The 21190-nt window shown below is 50.8% G+C and carries 20 protein-coding genes and 2 pseudogenes; 18 read left to right on the top strand and 4 right to left on the bottom strand.

The features are described from left to right. Positions 1 to 316: 316 nt before the first annotated feature. From DYE26_RS34840 to DYE26_RS11525, 4 genes are read right to left on the bottom strand one after another with little or no spacing between them, the layout of a single operon-like run. Positions 317 to 6838 (bottom strand): SNF2-related protein, encoded by a 6522-nt coding sequence (locus tag DYE26_RS34840; RefSeq protein WP_036624156.1) that lies wholly within the window; start codon positions 6836 to 6838, stop codon positions 317 to 319. A 45-nt stretch (positions 6839 to 6883) separates the two neighbouring features. Then, a complete protein-coding gene (locus tag DYE26_RS11535) occupies positions 6884 to 7330 on the bottom strand; it encodes a DUF6075 family protein (protein WP_051985561.1) in 447 nt (148 codons plus the stop codon). Continuing rightward, entirely contained in the window at positions 7314 to 8375 is a 1062-nt protein-coding gene (locus tag DYE26_RS11530) for a ParB N-terminal domain-containing protein (protein ID WP_036624155.1), read from the bottom strand. Before DYE26_RS11530 ends, DYE26_RS11535 begins: the two co-directional genes overlap by 17 nt. Next, complete coding sequence (locus DYE26_RS11525; RefSeq protein WP_036624154.1) at positions 8365 to 9156, bottom strand: ParA family protein; 792 nt, start codon at positions 9154 to 9156, stop codon at positions 8365 to 8367. The genes DYE26_RS11530 and DYE26_RS11525 overlap by 11 nt, the downstream gene beginning before the upstream one ends. Positions 9157 to 9610: 454 nt before the next feature. Between DYE26_RS11525 and DYE26_RS11520 the strand changes: the two are divergent. From DYE26_RS11520 to DYE26_RS11445, 18 genes and pseudogenes are all read left to right on the top strand, one after another. Then, positions 9611 to 9869: pseudogene (locus tag DYE26_RS11520) on the top strand (hypothetical protein). A 195-nt stretch (positions 9870 to 10064) separates the two neighbouring features. Beyond that, entirely contained in the window at positions 10065 to 10754 is a 690-nt protein-coding gene (locus DYE26_RS11515; protein ID WP_036624153.1) for a class I SAM-dependent methyltransferase, read from the top strand. A gap of 204 nt (positions 10755 to 10958) precedes the next feature. Further along, positions 10959 to 12569, top strand: a complete 1611-nt coding sequence (gene nikA / locus DYE26_RS11510; protein ID WP_036624152.1) for a nickel ABC transporter substrate-binding protein — start codon at positions 10959 to 10961, stop codon at positions 12567 to 12569. 12 nt (positions 12570 to 12581) lie between these two features. Further along, positions 12582 to 13523: a nickel ABC transporter permease gene (nikB, locus tag DYE26_RS11505; RefSeq protein WP_036624151.1), complete on the top strand. Its 942-nt coding sequence runs from the start codon at positions 12582 to 12584 to the stop codon at positions 13521 to 13523. After that, on the top strand, positions 13520 to 14383 hold the full coding sequence (locus DYE26_RS11500) for an ABC transporter permease subunit (RefSeq protein ID WP_051985560.1): 864 nt from the start codon (positions 13520 to 13522) through the stop codon (positions 14381 to 14383). Before nikB ends, DYE26_RS11500 begins: the two co-directional genes overlap by 4 nt. Before the next feature lie 2 nt (positions 14384 to 14385). Further along, on the top strand, positions 14386 to 15252 hold the full coding sequence (locus tag DYE26_RS11495; RefSeq protein ID WP_051985559.1) for an ABC transporter ATP-binding protein: 867 nt from the start codon (positions 14386 to 14388) through the stop codon (positions 15250 to 15252). Further along, complete coding sequence (locus DYE26_RS11490; protein ID WP_036624150.1) at positions 15230 to 16033, top strand: ABC transporter ATP-binding protein; 804 nt, start codon at positions 15230 to 15232, stop codon at positions 16031 to 16033. The genes DYE26_RS11495 and DYE26_RS11490 overlap by 23 nt, the downstream gene beginning before the upstream one ends. Positions 16034 to 16173: 140 nt before the next feature. Continuing rightward, on the top strand, positions 16174 to 16323 hold the full coding sequence (rpmG, locus tag DYE26_RS11485; protein WP_036624149.1) for a 50S ribosomal protein L33: 150 nt from the start codon (positions 16174 to 16176) through the stop codon (positions 16321 to 16323). Between the two features lie 21 nt (positions 16324 to 16344). Continuing rightward, positions 16345 to 17550 (top strand): GTP-binding protein, encoded by a 1206-nt coding sequence (locus tag DYE26_RS11480; RefSeq protein WP_036624148.1) that lies wholly within the window; start codon positions 16345 to 16347, stop codon positions 17548 to 17550. 109 nt (positions 17551 to 17659) lie between these two features. After that, complete coding sequence (locus DYE26_RS34160; protein ID WP_227872656.1) at positions 17660 to 17797, top strand: ATP-binding cassette domain-containing protein; 138 nt, start codon at positions 17660 to 17662, stop codon at positions 17795 to 17797. Next, positions 17784 to 18002 carry a hypothetical protein gene (locus DYE26_RS34155; protein ID WP_227872655.1) on the top strand — a complete coding sequence of 73 codons (219 nt, stop codon included), beginning with the start codon at positions 17784 to 17786 and terminating at the stop codon, positions 18000 to 18002. Before DYE26_RS34160 ends, DYE26_RS34155 begins: the two co-directional genes overlap by 14 nt. Beyond that, positions 17971 to 18366: pseudogene (locus DYE26_RS33390) on the top strand (metal ABC transporter solute-binding protein, Zn/Mn family); the annotation flags it as partial. The gene DYE26_RS34155 and the pseudogene DYE26_RS33390, both read left to right, overlap by 32 nt. A 51-nt stretch (positions 18367 to 18417) precedes the next feature. Then, a complete protein-coding gene (locus tag DYE26_RS11470; protein WP_036624147.1) occupies positions 18418 to 18840 on the top strand; it encodes a Fur family transcriptional regulator in 423 nt (140 codons plus the stop codon). 17 nt (positions 18841 to 18857) lie between these two features. Then, positions 18858 to 19127 (top strand): 30S ribosomal protein S14, encoded by a 270-nt coding sequence (gene rpsN, locus DYE26_RS11465; RefSeq protein WP_036624146.1) that lies wholly within the window; start codon positions 18858 to 18860, stop codon positions 19125 to 19127. Between the two features lie 217 nt (positions 19128 to 19344). Continuing rightward, positions 19345 to 19551 (top strand): DUF3024 domain-containing protein, encoded by a 207-nt coding sequence (locus DYE26_RS34150; protein ID WP_082207856.1) that lies wholly within the window; start codon positions 19345 to 19347, stop codon positions 19549 to 19551. A 43-nt stretch (positions 19552 to 19594) separates the two neighbouring features. Beyond that, on the top strand, positions 19595 to 20404 hold the full coding sequence (locus tag DYE26_RS11455) for an AAA family ATPase (protein ID WP_036624145.1): 810 nt from the start codon (positions 19595 to 19597) through the stop codon (positions 20402 to 20404). A 52-nt stretch (positions 20405 to 20456) separates the two neighbouring features. After that, on the top strand, positions 20457 to 20624 hold the full coding sequence (locus tag DYE26_RS11450) for an NAD(P)-binding domain-containing protein (RefSeq protein WP_082207855.1): 168 nt from the start codon (positions 20457 to 20459) through the stop codon (positions 20622 to 20624). Between the two features lie 17 nt (positions 20625 to 20641). Further along, positions 20642 to 21133, top strand: a complete 492-nt coding sequence (locus DYE26_RS11445) for a hypothetical protein (protein WP_036624144.1) — start codon at positions 20642 to 20644, stop codon at positions 21131 to 21133. Positions 21134 to 21190: the final 57 nt, after the last annotated feature.

Genomic DNA, 21190 nt, shown 5'->3' with positions numbered 1-21190 from the left:
AGCGTTACAACTATTTTAGAAAATCAACAAATTCTCGGATCCGTGGGCTATCTTTCACTGAACCGATGACTTCGTCCTTCACTAAATACGCTCGGCTGCAAACTTAGCGTTCCATAACTTTTATATTTGAATCACGGCCTAGAGTGAATGCTCACCAGGAACGGTAGGCAGGTTTTCGGCTACATTGCGAAATTTTGTGCCACGGATATTCAATTAAAAATAAAAAGTGGAGGGGGTTGAAGTTGAAAGTCAAAAACCAAGAAATAAAAAATGCGATGTAGAGTTGCCGACTATAATTGCTATAACTTTAAAATTCTTATTCTAGCTCAGAGGAAAATCCTTTATTTCTTTGTCCAGATTGCCCGTCCTCAATTTGCTCATCCATCATGATTTCTTGTCCTTGCAGCTCCTGAAACTCCAGTGCCGAGTTGATTTCAGATTGCCGTGCCACCAATTCCTGCAATTTCTGTTCAAATTCGAACGGCTTTGCTTTCTCAAGCTGTGCAGCCTTGTATTGATCATCCAATTCCTTCTTCTTTTGTTCCGCAGCCTGAAGCAAGGTAGGGATTTTCTCAATGGCATTTTCGATTCGAGAAATATTGCCCAGTTCAGAGTCGCCTAAATCGATAGCATAGCTTTTCGCTCCTCTAATCTCCACATGCATGTTGTACATAGACTGCCGTGCGAGGTGAATTTCAAATCCCCGATAAGCCCCAATCCGAAGTGACTCATCAGGTTGTAAGACCGTCATATTATACAGGAGCAGAAGCATTTCGCCTGCTTTTGGACGTTCCGTAAAGGTTTTTCCGTCCAAGTCCATGAAAAACGGTTTGTTCCGGGTCTGCTCAAGCAAACGAAAGTCTTTTTGGAGTTGCGAGATTTCTTGTTCTGTTCTTTGAAGCGATTGCGGATACTGTTTGATTTTGGATTCGAGCATCATTTGCTCATTATGCCAGTTGGACTTTAGCAATTTCAGGCGAGTCACTTCATTATCGACTTGCATCTTTTCGGCCAACAAAGGATTGTCCGTCGCGATCGCTTTCACTTCCGCCGCGGATAACACGGTTTCGTCCGCGTCATCACAGGAGCGGGAAATGCTTTTGCCGGTCATCACTTGCGAGATGTATCGGAGCTTTTGCTCCTGGATTTGCCAAAGATAAGCATCAAATGTCCCTTTTGTGACATAGCGGAAGATCTGGACAACGTCGTTCTGGTTACCTTGCCTCAAGATGCGGCCGTCCCGTTGTGTGATGTCTGCTGGACGCCATGGACAATCCAGGTGATGGGCGGCAATGAGCCGGTCCTGAACGTTTGTGCCGGTCCCCATTTTTTGCGTGGAACCCAGCAGTATCCGAACTTCGCCGCGGCGTACCTGTTCAAATAAGGCTTCCCGCTGGACATCCGTATGTGCGTCATGAATAAAGGCAATTTCATGCTCTGGGACGCCTCGCAGAATAAGCTGCGTTTTGATTTCATCATACACATTAAATTGCCCTGGTTTCGGAGTGCCGCTATCGCAAAAAATCACTTGAGTCAATCGATCCGTTTCTGTCCGTTTCCAAATGTCGAATGTGTTGGAGATACAACGGTTCAACTTTGATGTTGGATCGGAAGGAGCGGTTTCATCCACCAGACGGGGATCGATGGACATCAACTTTGCTTCATTCGTGAGCTTGAGCATATTGTCCTCGGTGGCGTCCACTTCATTGTTTCGGATCTTCTCGGCGCGTACGACAAAGTCGTCCATCATTTGCTTTTGAAAGAAAGAACATTCGCTGACGATAACGGTCGGTTTTCCGCCTTCCAGTTGTGGGGTGGGCAAATTAAGCATGTCCGCCGTTTGGATGTCTGCTACTAAGCGAAACAAACTCATTAGCTCCGGCAAATTATGAAACTTGGCGAAGCGGGATTTCATCCGGTACCCACTACCCTCTGGAGTGATCTCCAGCGACGTGACTACTTCCCCGAACGTCGCCGCCCAGTTATCGAAAAAGTTCAAGCCAAGTTTTTGCAGCAAATGTGGTTGAAGGTAGCGCTGCATGACATATAACTCCGACATGCTGTTGCTGATCGGCGTACCGGTGGCAAAGATGACACCGCGGCCATTGTTCATTTCCTGCAGGTACTGACATTTGAGCAGCATATCCGTTGCCCGCTGGCTGCTGGATTTGCCGATGCCGGCAACGTTACGCATTTTGGTGAACGTGAAGCAATTTTTATACGCATGCGCTTCATCCACGAACAACATGTCTACGCCCAACTGCTCGAAGGTGAGCAGGTCATCCTTCTTTTGTTCGTTGACTAGACGCTCCAAACGGGATTTCAAATTGTTCTCGAAAACGACCATCTGCTTGATGCTCCAGTTGTCTCCCTTTTCTTTTTTCATTTGTTCGATCATGCGGGAGACGTTGCGGATTTCATCTCGCAGCAGTTGTTCCTGACGTTCCTTGGAAATCGGGATTTTTTCAAATTGGCTATGGCCGATAATGATTGCATCGTAATCACCCATAGCTATCCGTGAAACGAAACGTTGGCGATTGGCGAGGGCAAAGTCTTTCTTCGTCGTCACTAAAATGTTGGCTGCGGGGAAGAAGCGCAGAAATTCGTTGGCCCACTGTTCGGTCAAATGGTTGGGGACGCAGTACATCGGTTTCTGAACGGCTCCAATTTGTTTCAAATACATGCCAGCGGCAATCATGGCTGCGGTTTTGCCCGCCCCCACTTCATGGGCCATCAGAGCCGTACCCGAGTAGATGATTCTTGCAACGACATCTTTCTGATGCTTGCGCAGCTCCATTTCTTCGTTCATGCCTTGAAAAACGAGATGATCGCCATCATAGTTTCGGGGCCGGATCGTATTGAATTTGTTGTTGTAAATGGCAAGCAGGTCTTGGGCACGGTCTTTATCTCGAAATAACCAGGACGAGAAGGCTTCTTTCATCTGCTGCTGTTTGGCGCGGGCGATCATCGTTTCTTTGGCATTGACGACATACTTGGTTTGCTCGTTACCGTTACTGTCCAGGTAGGTGACAGGATCGCGAACGGTGATGCTCTGCAGATTCAGACTGCTTTCAAAAATCTCGTAAGCGTTGACGCGAGAGGTTCCGAAGGTTTGATTGACTTTAATCGAATTCCGTTCCAGCGATTTTCCGGATACGCGCCAAGTATTGGTATATTCCAGATAATCCACATCGATAGTTTGATTAGCCTGGAACACCTTGGCCGATCCAAACGTTTCGTACATAAAGTCACGATAATAACGAACGGGAATCCACGGACTGCCGATGCGAAAATCTATATCTCCCGGCATAAGTGGAGGAGGTTGCACACGGGTTAGTGCTTCGACGTTGCGGGTAAACAGCTCGGGATGTTCCTGAGCTTTCAGCGTGGCATAGGCCAGCTTATCTTTGACATTGCCGGATAAATACTCTTCATCCAGTTCCCAGCCTTCTTCCTCGTCGCCGGTATATTTTTGAGGATTGAGAAAAATGCGATCGTCCAGTTCCTCACGGACTTCGGAGGTGGTTTTCCTGCACAAATGAGCGATGTAGGGCAGGTCGATTTTCATTCTCTGGTTCAGGCAAATTTGTAGGGCTTCTAGTGCAGTCTCCGCACGGTCTGGCAAACGGTGTTGCCTGATGGTTGGTCGGAAAAAGATGGCGGCTTTCGTCCACGTTTTGTCTGCTGTTAGATCCTCGATAGAACGAAGCAGCGGTAATTGATCGTCATCGGCAAAGGCTGTGGTGTTGGCCCGTTCGTTTATTGCACCGTGTTCCCGAACAAAACGGTCGTACACCTGATTCAGCATTCGCTGCGCTTGCTCCAGCTCGGTCAACGGATAGCCGTCGCGGGTTTGAATCTGAATGACATCAAGCAATGCCGCTTTGATTTCGCATAGCCCTTTGATCCTTTCGGCTTTTTTGCCCTTGATGTCCTGGGGCAACAAGTAGCCATCTTCACAATAGTAAATCCGATCATTTCTAACGACATAGGTAAAGTTCTTGGTCCCGGAAGGAGCTTTGATTCGATCTGGCTCTACGTCAAGAATATCCAATTCTTCTTCCGGCACATCCGGCAGCGCGGCGAAATTGGCTTGTAACGCAGCAAGCGCCTGCTCCAGTGCTACCGACAACTCTTGGCCCTCATGCGGCATGCAAGCTGTACTTCTTTCTCCCCCATACATGCCGCGATCCCAAACCATGTTTCCAAGTACCATATGGGGATGGGAGAGATAGTAACGGTTCAAAGGAATCCCGTCCATTGTTGTGCCAACATACACCCACTCGGGCATTTCTGCTTTTTGAAGTTGGATGGGATGTTCCCGTTTTTGCAAAAAAACAATGTCGGTGGTTACTTCGGTACCTGCCAATGATTGAAAAGCGGTATTGGGCAAACGGACGGCGCCGATCAAGTCAGCCTTTTGTGCCATGAGCTCCCGCACTCTGGAATCCTGCTTATCCATCGTTCCTTTGCTAACAATGAAAGCCAGAATGCCGCCGGGTTTAAGTAAATCCAATGCTCGAATGAAGAAATAATCGTGAATCAGATAGCTATTTGTATATCGTGGATCAAAGACGCGAACGTTGTGGAACGGGATATTGCTAAAAATGGCGTCAAAACGTGTATCTCCGAAGTCCTGCGTTTCAAAGCCTTGCAGATGGATATTTGCTTTAGGGTACAGTTGGCGCGCAATACGGCCCGTTATACTGTCCAGCTCCACACCGTGCAGTTCGGCATTCTCCCATGCTGTCGGCAAAACAGAAAAGAAATTACCGGTTCCCATGGAAGGCTCCAGCAGTTTGCGGTTCGTTCCGTCGGTCAAGCCAAAGCGAAGTAAGGCATTATGGATAACCTGAATAACAATCTGTTCCGTATAAAAGGCGGTAATGGTCGAGTTTCGTGCCGCGGCGTATTCCGTTTCATCCATCAATTGTTTTAACTCGTGGTACTCGGATTCCCAACCGGTAGCCGAAGGGTTAAAGGCATTGGCCAGTCCGCCCCAACCTACATAACCTGCTAAGACCTGTTGCTCATCTGGAGTCGCCAGCCGATTCTCCGTCTCCAATTGTTTCAGCAGTTGAATAGCTTCGACATTGCGTTTATATTTGCTTTTTGGACCGTTAGGATAGGGGGAGGCTTCTGGGTTAAAGCGATAATTGCCGGTTACCGTTTGAATTGGTAAAGCAGGCGTGGCTTCAGGGATGCTGTCGGTGGATTCTTGGCGGTTTGAAACAGCGTCGGAGCCGGAATCCAAAATTGTAGACTCAGACGCCTCATGTTCGATTTGGGCAACGTAATCGAACAGCGTCCATTCCGGTTCAATCGGTGGGTAGGGGGCAAAACGTTCATCATAACGCCCCTCTTGAATCAATCGCAGGGTCGTCGCGGCGACTTTATTCCATGTAAATGCCGCTTCATGAGAGCCGTCAGCATCTATCCATTCCAGTCGCATTCCTTTACTGTCGTGGTCGTAACCACGCAATCCATTCCCGAATTCGCCTCTAGCGCCGCCAATACCATATAGAGATTTGAGTACAGTGCTAAGATTGGCGGCTTTGACGGGGTGGTGCTCCATTACGAACGTATAGACACGTTCTTTGGTTGTTGATCCGCTTCTGCTGCTTTGCAGTAGGAGTTCCAACATGTGATCTGCGGATATCTTTTCTTGCTGGCCGTGTTCCTTTCTGGGCAGAAAAAAAGAACCGCTGGTGGGCGGCTCTGGATCGGATGAGAATGTTGTTATCGCGGTTTCAGTATGATGTCGTTCAGGACCAGTTCCTCGGCGGTCGCTTTGATCTGATTGAGGTGGCGTGTCCGCTCCAAGATGTCTTCCGTCTGCGGCATGGGGTGGTGCCTCATAAGCTGCTTGGTCAATGTGTCCATCTTCGCGTGGGCTTCCTGCTCTACTTGGTGCATTTTTTTCATCAGATTGCCTTGCATCTTGAGAATCAGGAAGCGCTGCGGGTGATGATTGCGGAGGAAATTCAGCGCCATCCGGCCGTACTTGCCCAGCGGCTGCTGGTCGGCTTCCGCCTGGTTCGAGATTTGCAGGTCGGGATACTGAAGGCCGTCGATCTCGTGATAATTCAAGTTGGACTTGCTGTTGCTCATGATAAATTCTCCTTTCATTAGTAAGGATTTTTACATGGCGGGCGATGTCTTGCAGGATGTCGCGGGATACCGTCGTTACTTGATGCCCCAATCGGGCGGCAAGCGGCAGCGAATCGAAATGGACAATGGTGGAGAAATCCATTCGCTCCGGTTCCGGCAATTTGCATCGCCGATGAACCAAAAACACGACGCTATCCTGAATGATGTCCTGCATGTGTTGTTCAAAGCCCGTTGCAGGAAGCATATCGAAAAAATGATCTTGCATATCTAAGGTCCAGTCTTGCAATACCTCATCCATGGAAGAGATGACGGCATCCTTTGCCATGTTGGATATACAAACGCTAATATTATGTGTTTCGTAAGAAGACAACCGTCCGGCCAATTCCGTAAGATCGATTTGTTCCAGATTCCAAAGGACAGGCGGCGCTTTGCCCGTTGTTTGCGTTATGTCAAACAAGTGGTTTAGAACAAGGTTGTCTTGCCCGAAATCGCAGACGGCAATACTTTTTTCTCCTTTCTTTACATAACGACCAATCTTGTTCCAAACGGGCAGGGGGGCCAGCATGGTGGCCTCCGGGTTTTGACTGTAAATGAGCAACATATTGTCGAAAGAATACTTGTAGATGGAGGCGGCAAAGGATAGAAAATCGGTCCAAGCATTTCCGCTTCGGGTCAAGTCTGCTATAGCTGACTCATATAGGCTCTGCAACCGTTCGACTCGTCGCATGTTGGCCCTCCTTTCTTTGGCGACTTTCCCTTCTCGAAACTGCAATCAATGTTCTAGATCGCATTCCTCATATCTTTCCGCCGCGCTATATGGAAATTGCACAAAATCGCGAGAATGAATCTTCGCATATTCGGGATAACGCAGTTTAACGGCTTCAAAGAAGTAAGGCAACAGACCGGTATCAAACATAAAGTACGGGCTGTAGTTGCGAGATGCATCCCGGTCTTCGTCCCCGGAATATCCATTGTACAAGTTGAACGCAAGACGAGTTAATTTGAGGGTGGAACTGGTTTGCCAGCCTTTATTCAAGCCTTCCAGGCAAATGCTGTTTCCATCGAAATCGTACAGGTCGCGAACGTGGGAACGGGTTTGTTCTGTCAAGCCGAACAAAAAAAATAAGGCTTGGCGATACGGGTCCGTCTGGCTGTGTGTCATGCGAATCATGCCTTCATAAAATTGGTGATGGTCAATGTCTTTAAACTTCGTTAGCATGGTCATCCTCCTCAATTTCTTTAGATTGATGTTGCTGACGTTGATGGGCAAAATACATGCCCAGTGCTTTGTCGATAATCTCTTCTACTTCCGAAGCTTTGCTTTGCGGTGAGAAATATTTTGCGTACACCTTATGCTTAAGCTTGAAAGGAGCCGGTGTTTTACTTCTCGGCTTGCGAGTGGCCTCCCCAGATAAAATCCGTACGACCTGTTCATCAGTGAGTTTGCCGGAGTATTCTCGCAGCAGCGAGGATTTCTTCATATCCACCTTGTAGCCTTGTCCCGAAAGGAGGCCGTCGACCAGACGTTGCTCGGCCTCGGAAAGGTAGGAGAGATCGACTGCAGGGTAAATGCCGATTTCGGCATCGTCCACGCGTCGTTTTAACTCAATAGTTAAATGGTTGATCCGCAACAAACGGGCAACCGTATTTTTTGACAAACCATATTCAATCCCCAATTTTTCATCCGTTCGCAACTTCGCCCCTACTAGGGGCGAAGTTGGATTTTCTTTGATGTACTGCGGATTTTCGAGCTTTTGAAGCTCCTCAATGATGTCATTTCGCTTCCCTTGAGAGAACATATCCGAATATCGCAGCGACAACACTTTGGCTTTTTCGGAAGGGAGCATCTCTGAAAAGGAGCGTTGCAACACATTGGTTTCAACCACGTACATGAGCGCTTCTTCATCCGATAGATTTTCCTTGACGATGCAGGGAAGGTGATCGAGTCCTACCATCCCGGCGGCGTTCATCCGGTTGTGGCCGGCCAGCATTTCATACTCGCAGCCATTTTCGTCCGGTTCAATCTTGCGGATAATAACCGGAACCAGAACGCCGTTGACCTGGATGCTGTCTGCCATGTCCGTCAGTCTTTCGTCTTCGTAGAGACGGAATGGATGATCTTTATACATTCTGATTTTACTTATAGGAATAGTTTGGATTCCTCCGGACTGCACAGAGGGAGCGGAGGGCTCCGAAGGTTGTTCCGAAAGCAACAGCAATTCGTCGATGCTGGCAAGTTTGGGGACAGGGCGCTTACCCGCCATGATTCATCAGCTCCTTTGCCAAACCTTGATAGGCGCCAGCCACTTTGGATTTCGGATGAAACTCTATGATGCTTTGGCTGTAAAAGTTCGCTTCACCAACTTTGACGGACAAGGGAATTTGCGTTTCAAAAATACGAATGCGATCACCGTAATAATCCTCAATCAGACGGAAAGCCTCTTTGTACAAGTTGGTTCGAACATCGCACATCGTCATCAGGATGCCTTCAATAGAAATGCGGGGGTTGATCCGCTTTTTTACCTTGACGATAATGTTTAATAGTTGCGTAAGTCCTGTTGCCGACCAGAGCTGCGGATTGACGGGAATCAAAACGCTATCGCTGGCTGCGAGCGCGTTGATCGTCAGCAAGCCGAGTGACGGGTTTGTGTCGATGATGATGAAATCGTACTGCATTTTCATCGGCTCCAGCAGCGCGGCCAACGTCTTTTCGCCGCCCATCTCATCCCGGAGGTTCATTTCAGCAACCGACAATTCAATGTTGCTCGGGATGAGGTCAATGTTCCCTTGGGAATGAAGATATTGGTTAGGGGAGGGCAGAGGCTCATCTCCCATGACTGCGTTCATGATGTTGAACATGCTGACGTCCAACTTGTCGGGCTGCTCGATGCCGAAACATAAGGTTAGATTACCTTGCGGGTCGAAATCTACCAGAAGAACCTTTTTTTCTTCATTGGATAAGGCGTAAGCCAAATTGTAGGCGGTGGTCGTCTTGCCGGTGCCGCCTTTTTGATTAGCGACGGTAATCGTCGTTGCGTGTCTCATATTAACCCTCCCCGAAGCGGTCGCTTCGTTAATTTGTCAATGGCAGGGAGTGGGCTGGTTTGGTCGTTGTTCTCTCCGAGTTCTCTCAAACGTCCAAAATTGGCCGCATTTTAGGGCATTACTGGGAGTCCTTGCGGGGCTTGGATTTGAACGAAAAAACCGCCAAAAACCCCGATTTCACAAGGCTTTTGACGGTTTTTTAATTCCGTTCCATTGACTTATATTCCGCTTAGTTCCGAATCGCATACAAGATTCAGGTCCGTGTGGGCTAACCCCCCGTGGAGGTTCGAGTCCTCTCGACCGCATCAATCCCTTCAACAACAGGTTTCAGATCTGCTCTTCTGTGCAGATCCGAAACCTTTTTTAACATTATGGAATTTATAAATTTCGGGGTAGGAGTAGGACTGCCATTATTTTAATATTGTTAATGCACCAACGGGTGGGAGGACAGGCCATGAACAAAGAAGAACAGGTCATAGTGGGTTTCAGGGACTTATTCAACAAGATGGTTTACCTTAATAAGTTCAAGATGGAAGACAGTCTTAAGGGTTATAAGCCTTCTGAAGTGCATTGCATCGAATGCGCGGGATAAAGCCGTATTTGAGCAGGAAACCGAGAAACAATTTGACAGTATGCTTGGATTTATGGAAAAGTATAGCAGGCATTTGGATGCGGAAATAAAGAAACAGGGTATAGATATGAAGCCGGAATAAATTTTAATCATGAAAATGACACCACGGGCAGCTGGACTCTTATTGAGAACGGGCTGCTTTTTTTTTGCTTTTAAAAGAGCGTGAAATGTCTCGTAGTCAATTTGAATTGACATCATGGAAATATGTTGGTAAACTTCTTAAACGTAATAATTACGATTAATAATCTGGATATCATATTTGAAAGGAGTCAGCTATATGAAAGAGGAAGCGTTGTATGACCGGTGGTGGCATGCGCCGGCGGAGAGCGAACAGCAAATGGAGGATAGTCACGCCCCCTTTTGGGAGAAAGTGCTGGACCGCATAGTGGAGAAGGAGGGGATGCGGGATTTCTCCGTTTTGGATTTTGGGTGCAATCAGGGCGGATTTCTGCGGTTTCTATACGCCCGCCATTCGTTCAAGGAAGGCGTCGGAACGGACCTGGGGATCGAATCGATCCGGGTGGCCAATGAGCGGAAGGGGGACTTGCCGCTTACGTATGTAGCGACGGCGTCTCCGGAGCAATGGGGGCAGCGCTTTGACCTGGCCGTAAGCACCGCGGTTATCTATCTGATCTCCGATCTGCGGGAGCATGCCCAAAAAATCAAAGCAGCGCTCAAACCTGGAGGCGTATATTACGCAAGCTACAGCGATTACAGCAACAACCCGAGCCTGCCCCAAATGCGCGAGAAAATCGACAGCGGCGGCAAGCTTCCGATGAATCTTCACTCGCTCGACGATATTGCCGGGGCTTTCCTCGCGGAAGGTTTCACGGCGGGCATCACTCGGCTGACGCCGAAAACGTTCATTCCGCTGTCCGCCAATGAGCGGTTCTTCCAAAGCGTGCGGGATCGCATTCAATACGAATATGAAGAGGCCTATCTGTTCCGTTTTACGGCGCCTTTATAAAGGTTGTTCAAAGAGTCGTCTTCCCATGACGAAGTAGGTTCAAGGAGCGGGATCGACGTCGAATCTTGAATTCAGCCGGGCCTTCCGTTGCTCACGTAGGTTTGCCTACGCTCCGCTACTCAGTCCCTGGCTTCATCCAACCTTCTCGGTCCTGGAAACCCGACTTTTTGAACTCGTACTTAAATAAATAGAGGAGATTTATTTATGACGAACCTTAAAATGAAAACCGGCTTGTTGGTGCGAATCGTGACGGTGCTGCTGTTGGCGGCGCTGCTAGGAGCCTGCTCCAACGCGGAACAGAGCCAAACGCCGCTTAAAGCGATCTCAATGGCGTGGCCCCGGGACGTCGGCCCGCTGAATCCGCATCTGTACACGCCCAGCGAGATGTTCGCCCAGTCGATGGTGTACGACTCGCTTGTTTCTTACGGCGCAAACGGGGAAATCGAACCCGCCCTTGCCGAAAGCTGGGAGATATCCGATGACGGCTTGACCTATACGTTTCATCTGCGGCAGGGGGTTCGATATTCCGACGGCTCCGCTTTTGATGCCGACAATGCCGTGCGAAATTTCGAGGCGATCCTGGCCAATCGAAACCGGCACAGCTGGATGGGGATCGTTCGCCATATCGGCGAGGTGAACAAGGTGGATGAGCACACGATCCGCTTGCGCTTGACCGATTACTATTATCCGGTGTTACAGGACCTTTCCTTTGTGCGTCCGTTCCGCTTTCTGGCCGATGCGGGGTTTCCGGAGGACGGCAAAACGTCCGAAACGATTGCGGGGCCGATCGGTACCGGTCCCTGGAAGCTGAAGGAGTATAAAAAAGACGAATACGCGATATTCGAGCGAAATGAGCATTATTGGGGCGACAAGCCTCGCCTGGAGCAAATTACGGTGAAGATCATTCCCGATCCTGAATCGATCGTCATGGCGTTCGAGAAGGGCGACATCGGCCTGATTTATGGCCAGGGCGTGATCAGCCGCGACAGCTTTCAATATTTGAAGGACTCGGGGAAATACGGCGTCGCGCTGTCGGAGGGACTCAACACCCGCGGCATCATTATGAATACGCAGATGGACGGCACCTCCGAGCTGGCGGTGCGGCGGGCGATCCAGTACGGCATCGACAAAGACGCGCTGCTGCAAAACATCACCAAAGGAACGGAGCTCAAGGCGGATACGGCGCTCGGGCGCAACGTTCCATATGCGGATCTCGATCTGAAGCCGATCGATTACGATCCCGGCAAGGCCCGGCAACTGCTGGATGAGGCGGGGTGGAAGCTTGACCCCGGTTCCGGCATACGGATGAAGCAAGGCCGCCCGCTCAAGCTGAAGTTTGTTTACATCGAGACGGAAGCTGTGCAGAAGCAGATGGCGGAAGTCATCCAAGGCGATTTGGCCAAAATCGGCATCAAGCTCGATCTCCAGGGAGCCGAAGTAATGCTGGGGCTGCAAATGCTGCGAAACGGCGAAGCAAATATGAACTTTTGGTCCAGTTACGGAACGCCCAACGATCCGCACAACTTTGCAACGGTCATCGCGACGCCGACGATGGACGGATTGTACGAGGCTTTTTCCGGCCTGCCGGAAAAAGCTGAAATGGACGGCATCGTACAAAAGGCGCTGATCAGCAAGAACGACGAAGAACGCAGCCGTCTCTACGCCGAGCTGCTGTCCCGCATTCATGAGCAGGCAGTCATTTATCCGATTTCGTACGAAGCCAACGCGGCGGTCTATCAACCGCAGTTGACCGGCGTCGCGCCGACGGCGTCCAAATACCGCTTCCCGTTGGAAACGATCGACGTTGCTCCATAAGCGGGTGGGCGGATGACACGGTTTATTTTCAGACGTCTGGCCGAACTGCCGTTTGTGCTGCTGGGTGTGTCCCTCCTGACTTTTCTGCTGGTCCGGCTGGTGCCCGTGGAGCCGGCGGAAGTGATTCTGCGGCTGTCGAACTTGCCCGCGACCGATGAGGCGGTGGTGGAGGTTCGAGCCGAATTGGGGATGGATGAGCCGTTCTACGTCCAATATGGGCTATGGCTTTCCCGGACGATCACGTTTGATTTCGGGTCTTCCTATGTGAGCAAACTGCCGATTGCGGACGAGATCGCCGCCAAATTTCCGGCCACCCTCCAGCTGGCCCTGTCGGCCTTGCTGTTAACCGTCTTGATCGGCGTGCCGCTGGGCATTCTATCTTCACGATTTCATACCCGCTGGATGGATCGGGTCGCTGCGGTTTTCATGTACATAGGAGCGGCAATGCCGCGCTTTTGGCTCGGTTTTTTGCTTCTTTATGTCTTTTCGCTCAGGCTCGATTGGCTTCCGTCTCAGGGCAAGGCGGGCTTAGCGCATCTCATTCTGCCGTCGCTCACGCTGGCATTGCCCCAGATAGCGGTGGTGGCTCGGCTGCTCCGCAGCCAAATGCTGGAACAGATGCGGGAGACCTTTGTGTTGTTTGGCCGATTCAGGGGGCTGGGCGAAGGCTTCATTTTGGTCCGTCATGTGCTGCGGAACGCTCTGGCGCCGATTGTTACCGTTCTGGGACTCGGCATCGGGAATATGCTCGGCGGGACGGTGATCGTCGAGCAGGTGTTTGGTTGGCCCGGCATGGGCCGATATTTGATGGAATCGATCCTGAACCGTGACTATCCGGTGATCCAATGCTACGTATGGCTGATGGCGGTTGTATATGTAACGGTGAATCTGGTTGCGGACGGAATACAGCGGCTGCTCGATCCCAGAGCGGAGTATGGAGAGGGGAAGACATGAGGCTGAATCCGTCGAAGATGAACGCTTCGTCCTCCGGAGCTCGTCTGATCCAAAGCGGGGATATGCGGCTTGCGGGAGCCGCGCTTGTCTTCTTGCTGCTGCTCGGCACGGCCGGGGCGCTGGCCCCCTGGATCGTGCCGAACGATCCGGACCTGGTCGCTCTGGCCGTCCAATTCAGCCCGCCTTCCTGGGAATATCCCTTTGGAACGGACCATCTGGGCAGGTGCATCCTATCCAGGCTCTTGATGGCCATTCGATATTCCCTGGGGGGAGCTGTCGCCGTTATGGTGTGCAGCGTTGTCACAGGTACGGTTACGGGGGCTTTCTTTGCCTGGAAAGGCGGCCTCCTTGATCGGTTGTTTATGCGCTGCTGCGATCTGCTGCTGGCGTTTCCGACCCTTGTCCTGGCTTTTGCGCTTGTCGGAGTCATGGGCCCCGGATTTGTCAATTTATTGCTGGCCCTGATCTTTTCGCAGTGGATTGCCTATGCCCGATTTGTCCGCAGTTTGGTTCTGTCTTTGAAAACCGGCGATTATGTGCGGGCGGCGATCGTATCGGGGACCACAGGCTGGAAATTGGTGCGGAGGCATTTGATACCGCAGGTGGCCATTCCCGTGGCCGTGCTCCAATTCCTGGAAACGGGAGGCGTCGTGCTGGACATGACAGGTCTTACGTTCCTCGGGCTGGGGGTTCAGGCGCCGGAAGCGGAGTGGGGGATGATGTTAAATGAAAGCAAGTCTTATATTTGGCAGTACCCTTGGCTTATGGTGTATCCCGGAATAGCCATTTTGCTTACGGTCATTGCCTTTAATTTGATCGGGGATGGGCTTCGAGCCTGGTTCGACCCCAGGGGGCGGTGAAGATGCGGACGGAATTTGCAAGCAATGCTGCCTTGTTGGACTTGGATCATGTCACGGTTAGCCATCAGCGGAGTCAACATCGCGTATTGGAAAATATCTGCCTGTCGCTTCCTCCGCATGGGGTTCTGGGCGTTGTAGGCGAGAGCGGCAGCGGCAAAACGATGTTGTGCCGGGCCGTGATGGGCCTGCTACCTTCGGGGTTCCGGATAAGCGAGGGCGAGATCCGGTTCAGAGGCAATGCTCTGGGGAGGTTGACCCCGCGACAGTTTCGTTCGCTGCGAGGCAGTAAAATGGCGATGATTATGCAGAATCCCATAGCGTCGTTTAATCCTCTGCGCACGATTGGAGCTCATTTGACGGAAACGTTTTGCCTTCATCTTGGCGTCAGCAAGAAGGAGGCAACCGATTTGGCGGTAGCGTCTCTGAACAGAGTCCGGCTGCCGCGTCCGATGGACTTAATCAAGCAATATCCGTTTCAGTTAAGCGGAGGCATGCTGCAGCGGGTGATGATCGGCATGGCTCTGGCCTTGAATCCGGATCTGATCGTTGCGGATGAACCGACCACCGCGCTGGACGCCTGCAACCGGAAATCCGTTTTGCAGGAGCTGAAACAGGCGCAGCGGGAGACCGGGGCCGCGGTTTTGCTCGTCACCCACGACCTGGACGTGATCGCCGAAATGGCGGACACGGTCGTGGTGATGCGAAGCGGTAGGGTGGTGGAAACCGCGCCCTGCGCCCGATTGTTTGATGCTCCCGAGCATCCTTATACCCGCCGTCTTTTAAGTGCCCGCCTAAGCTTTCCGTTGAATTCGGACACGCTATATCCGACTGTAGGAGATGTTGCTCATGATCCTGCTGGAACTAGATGAGGTTACCAAAACATTTCCCGCGAAGATCGGGGGCTGGCGAGGGAGAAAAGACCTCTACCTCGCGCTTGATCGGGTTTCGCTGCGGATCGGAGAGCGGGAATGCGTTGCTTTGGTGGGGGAATCAGGGTCGGGGAAAAGCACCCTGGGCCAGCTTATTCTGGGACTGGAGCGGCCTGACTCGGGCGCGGTGCGGTTCATGGGACAAAATTGGCATTGCATGACGTCCCGCGAGCGCCAACCGCTTCGAAAGTTTATGCACGCGGTTTTTCAAAACAGTTCCGCCGCGCTAAATCCCAGGATGAAGGCAGGAGACATCGTGCTCGAACCGCTGTATAACTACGAGAAAATGGGGAAGCAGGCGTATAGGGAGTGTGCAGGTGAGCTGCTGGCGAGGGTAGGACTTGATCCGTCGTCCGCGGACCGTTACCCGCATCAGTTCAGCGGCGGAGAGCAGCAGCGGCTGGCGATAGCCAGGGCAATCGCTGTGCGGCCAAAGCTGATTGTTTTGGACGAAGCGACAAGCAGTTTAGATGCTATCACGCAGTACGAAGTCCTCGCATTGCTGAAAGAGCTGCAGCGGAAATTGAATATGTCCTACTTGTTTATTACCCATGATATGAAGGCAGCTTGTGCTTTTGCCGACCGGCTGCTGGTTATGCACGAAGGCCGGATTGTGGACGAGTCTTCCGTCGACTTCGTCAAGAACCTCTCGCATCCCGCCGCGCTGAAATTGCTCGATTCAATGCTCATAACGCATCCGAGTCAAAGAGCGCGCCCTTGACCTTTAGGGCAGCTCCTTTCTTTATTTTTGGCTCGCATACATATGAAATGACGGACACCATCGGAGTGATTGACAGGAAGGGGAAGGGAGAGTAAAATAATTAAATCGTAATGATTACGAATAAAAGGAGATGTTTTAAAATGAGGGTTGTGATTACCTTGGCGTGCACCGAGACGGGAGATCGCAATTACACGACCACCAAAAATAAGAAGACGCATCCCGAACGCATGGAATTGCGCAAATACTGCCCTCGGCTCAAAAAATACACGCTGCACCGCGAAACGCGTTAATGGATGAGAGGAGATCGGGTTATGTTAGCGCAGCAGGCAACGAAGAAAATACCGATAACGGTTTTGAGCGGTTATCTGGGGTCCGGGAAAACGACCTTGTTGAATCATGTTTTGCATAACAGGGACGGATTGAAGGTAGCCGTCATTGTCAATGACATGAGCGAAGTGAATGTGGACGCCAATCTCGTAAAATCGGGGAATGCATTATCCAGAACGGAAGAAAAACTGGTGGAGATGTCCAATGGCTGCATCTGCTGCACGCTTCGGGACGATTTGCTGCGCGAGGTGCAGAAGCTGGCCGGTGAGGGGCGCTTTGATTATATCCTGATTGAATCGTCGGGAATCAGCGAGCCTATTCCGGTGGCGCAAACCTTTACTTATGCCGATCCGGATTTGGACATCGATTTAACTGTCCTGGCCCGATTGGATACGATGGTTACTGTCGTCGATGCCAACCGCTTCTGGCACGATTTTGCGTCCGGGGAAAGCTTGCTTGACCGGAATCAGGCAGTGGGAGAAAACGACTATAGGGATATTGTAGATCTTTTGATTGATCAGATTGAGACCTGCGATGTTTTGCTGCTCAACAAATGCGATTTGGTAGAGGAGCAGGAACTGGATAAGCTGGAAGCCGTCTTGAGGAAGCTTCAACCGACGGCCAAAATCATTCGCACTGTGAATGGGGTTGTGGATCCCAAGGAAATTTTAAACACAGGTTTGTTTGATTTTGAAAAGACGAGCATGTCCTCCGGGTGGATTTCGGAGCTTATGAAAGAAGAGCACACTCCGGAAACCGAGGAATACGGAATAGGGTCTTTTGTGTACCGCAGCAGAATTCCATTCCACCCCCAGCGTCTCAGCTATTTTTTTAGCAATTGGCCCGTAGAAGTCGTTCGCGCCAAAGGACTGGTATGGATCGCGGCGCGCGGCGATCTGGCGGCATCGTTAAGTCAGGCGGGTCCTTCCATTCAGTTTGGTCCCGCCGGATATTGGCTCGCGGCTTTGCCGGAAGATCAGCAGCGCGAAGTGCTGGACAGCGAACCTGAAGTTCTGGAACGCTGGGATGATACATGGGGAGATCGAATGACCGAACTGGTCTTCATCGGTATGAATATGGATCAAAAAGATATTGAGGCAAGGTTGTCCCGTTGCTTGTTGAATGAAGAAGAAATGAAGCAGGATTGGAACAAATTCCATAACCCGCTGCCTTGGCCGGTTGAAGTCTAAGCCGGTTTGGCGGTCGGGATTTACAAATCGTAATAATTACTATATTATGTTTTTTGGTAATACGTAATAATTACGATTAAAAGAAGAGATCGATGCGATTTTATCATCCATGCATGAGGTTGTATTTGGATATGGGCATGAGCCGGTCATTGAAAACTTGTCTCTGGACATCCATGCCGGGCAATTCATCGGCATCGCGGGGTCGAACGGCGCGGCCAAAACGACTTTGCTGAATGGGACTGCTTAAGCCCTGGAGCGGTTCGGTCCGGTTGGGCGGGGTTCAGGAAGACGGTTCAAAGATGACGGTGGGGTATGTGCCGCAGCAAGTGGCTTCCTTCAATGCCGGCTTTCCCAGCAAGGTGATCGAGCTGGTCCGTTCGGGCTGTTATTCCCGCGTAGGACTTCGGCCGGTTCAAGGAAGCCGAGCTGGAGGCGCTCGACAAGGAATTTAGCGAAAGTCTGAAAGATGCCAAGCGTAAAGACTTCATTACACAGTATGCCGCATTTGGATACCTTGCCAAACAATATGGATTGACTCAGCTTTCGATTGCCGGGTTATCCCCCGATCAAGAACCGTCGGCTGCTCAAATGACGGAGATTATCGAGTTTGCCAAAGAGCACAACGTGAAGACGATCTTCTTTGAAACTCTGGTCTCTTCCAAGGTGGCCGACACGATCGCTTCCGAAATCGGGGCAAAAACGGCGGTGCTGAATCCGATAGAAGGTTTGACGGAAGAAGAGTTGGCCGGCGGCCTCGATTATATTGCGGTTATGCGGCAAAATCTGGATGCGTTGAAGGCGGCGTTGAACGAATAACGCCATAATCACAGTTGTGATGGGGATGTGCAAACCGGGGGAGATGAAAAAATGGGGAACAAGCCGAATCAGTTGATTCAAGCCATGAAGTCCAAAGGCTTACGCATGACCTCGCAGCGCAGATGGATCGCGGAGCTGTTCTCCGTCTCCACCGGTTTCGTGTTGCCGCGCCAAGTTCACGCTTATATCGCGGAGCGCCTTCCGGGGGTCAGCTACGACACGGTATACCGCAATCTGCGATTGCTGACGAAGATCAATCTGATTGAACAATTCGATTTTCCGGAGGGGGTCCGCTTTAAGCTGAGATGCGGTCCGGACCGTCACCACCATCATCTCATCTGCATCAAATGCCAGCAAACCTTTCCGCTCGATTTTTGTCCGCTGGACAACGATATCGATCTGCCGGCATCGTTCCAGATCGTTTCGCACAAATTCGAAATTTACGGCCTATGCGGCGCGTGTGCCGCAAGTTAAAGGAGGGAAGATCAGCCATGGCCAAGAAATCAAAAGTGGTTAAAGAACTGAAAAGACAAGCGCTGGTGCAAAAATATGCCGAAAAGCGCAGAGAGCTGAAAGAAAAAGGGGATATTGCGGCTTTGCAAAAGCTGCCCCGCGATTCATCGCCCACTCGTCTGCATAACCGTTGTGCGGTAACGGGGCGGCCGCGAGGATATATCAGCAAATTCAAGGTGTCCCGGATCGTCTTTCGCGAGCTGGCCCACCAAGGGAAAATTCCCGGCGTGAAAAAAGCCAGCTGGTAATACCGACGAGAGGGGCCGATGTCAATAGCGCACACCGTAGTTCGCGGGCGTGCGCTATTGGCGTTTGCGGTCAGCCGAACCCGCCGGCCCGCCATTCCGTCAATAGCGCGGGTTCATCCAATTCGTATCCAATATTGACCAAATAATAAGGACCTAAGAAAAAAGGCAGATTGTTATATTGGTTACATCACAGCTGACTATGAGGTGATCGTGGTGGATTCGTTTACGGCCCTATTCTCACGGACGAAAATGGATCGGTTCCGCTATCGTACAGTTCCGTTTGGAGCAAAATAATTGGAGCGTGTATGTCAAAAATGCGAACCAAGACTGGGAACCGGTTAAATCCATTGCGCCCCATCCGGATTTCGAGCGGCAGTTGGAACAGGTCGAACTGGATCGTGAGGGGATCTTTTGGGTTTTATAGGCAGGACAAAAAGTCGCGAATCGAATAAAGGAGTATTGCATACATGAGCAAAAACAACAACGCAAATTTTCGCCTTCCCCGCTCCAAAGGTACGGATATGGCAACATATTATGCGCCGAAAGAGTGCAAAAAAAAAGTAGAACGCATCGTTCTTGCGCCTATCAATCGGCAAATCGTTGAAGAGTTTATTACGATTCTCGGGATGAAAGAGAAGTTCGAACAGTACGATGTTCCGATTCCCAATAAAATCGTCCTGTTCGGACCGCCGGGTACCGGAAAAACGCTAACCGCCTTTTATATCGCCGCTTGTCTGGAACTCCCGTTAATTTTAGTCAGGCTGGATGCGCTGATTCACAGCCATTTGGGAGAGACGGGGAGCAATATTCGCAAAATTTTTGACTATGCCAAAACGACGCCGTGCGTCTTGTTCCTGGATGAGTTCGACGCTGTCGGCCGAACGCGCGATAACAACGATGAGGTCAAGGAAATGGCCAGAGTGGTGAATACCCTGCTGCAATGCCTGGATGAATTCGAAGGGAACAGCGTCTTCATCGCCGCCACCAACCTGGAGGCGGAATTGGATCAAGCGGTATGGCGCCGGTTTGATACGAAAATGACTTACGGCATGCCGGAAGATACGGACAGAGAACAATTTATTCGCCTGCACCTGGAAGATTTCGAGCATGAGGAGACGCTTCATAAGGCGGCGCCGGATTTGCTGACGGGGTGCAGCTTTGCCGATATGGAACAAATCCTGCTCAAAGCCAAGCGGAAGGCGATCATTGGAGGTACCCCGCTTGGCCGCACGCATATCGAAGACGCTTATTCGGAATACAAGCCTAAAATACTTTGATCAAGCCATAAATCGACGGCATAGAAGGATAAATAACTGGGAGGTGTTGGCCATGGAGCTTTTCGATTGCGTTGTTGTTGGCGGGGGAGCTGCGGGTATTGGCTTGGGCAGCTTGCTGCAAGAGCTTAACGTAAAACGCTTCGGTATTTTTGAAAGAGCGAGCGTAGGCGCTTCCTTTAGAATGTGGCCCAAGGAAATGCGAATGATCAATTCTGGCTAACCAGAGGAGGGAGCCTGTTGGCATACATTAGCAGCAAGAACGAGAAAGAGAAGGTGATCAGCGTACATTCCGCAGAAAGGTGGCAACGGAGGGACCTGGAGCTTACAAACTGGTTGCGAAGCGTCAAACAAAGAAAGCGAGCCAAGCAAACGGTATGGCTCGGCAATATAGAGGTTGATGCGGAGATGTTCCCGGCGCTTGTTTGCCTTAAGCGAATACAGATCCAAACCGAATTTTCCTGTGCGGGCGTCAGCCCGCTGGATGAACCGGAGGATCATTCGCTTTATGCTTATATAACTATGCTCGCCTCCGAGAAAACCGATAGGTTCGTGCAATTTGCCATGGAGCGGATGAGGCATCGTCTGCTTGTAACGTTTGAGCCGTCGCGGAAGCGGTACGACCTTTCCTCTTTTTTTATCGGACATAACCGTTCCTTTTGTTTGCTCTTGCAGCGTTGCGCCGAGACGTTTGCCCGGCTTGAACAAGATCGGACAGCGGACAGTCGATAATCGTATCGGGGGCGTTCCTGGGAACCCCCCTCTTTATTTTCAAATTGTGGAGTGCAG

It is taken from the genome of Paenibacillus macerans (assembly GCF_900454495.1).
Classification (GTDB): Bacteria; Bacillota; Bacilli; order Paenibacillales; family Paenibacillaceae; genus Fontibacillus; species Fontibacillus macerans.
This window is presented reverse-complemented; position numbering and strand designations above follow the sequence as displayed.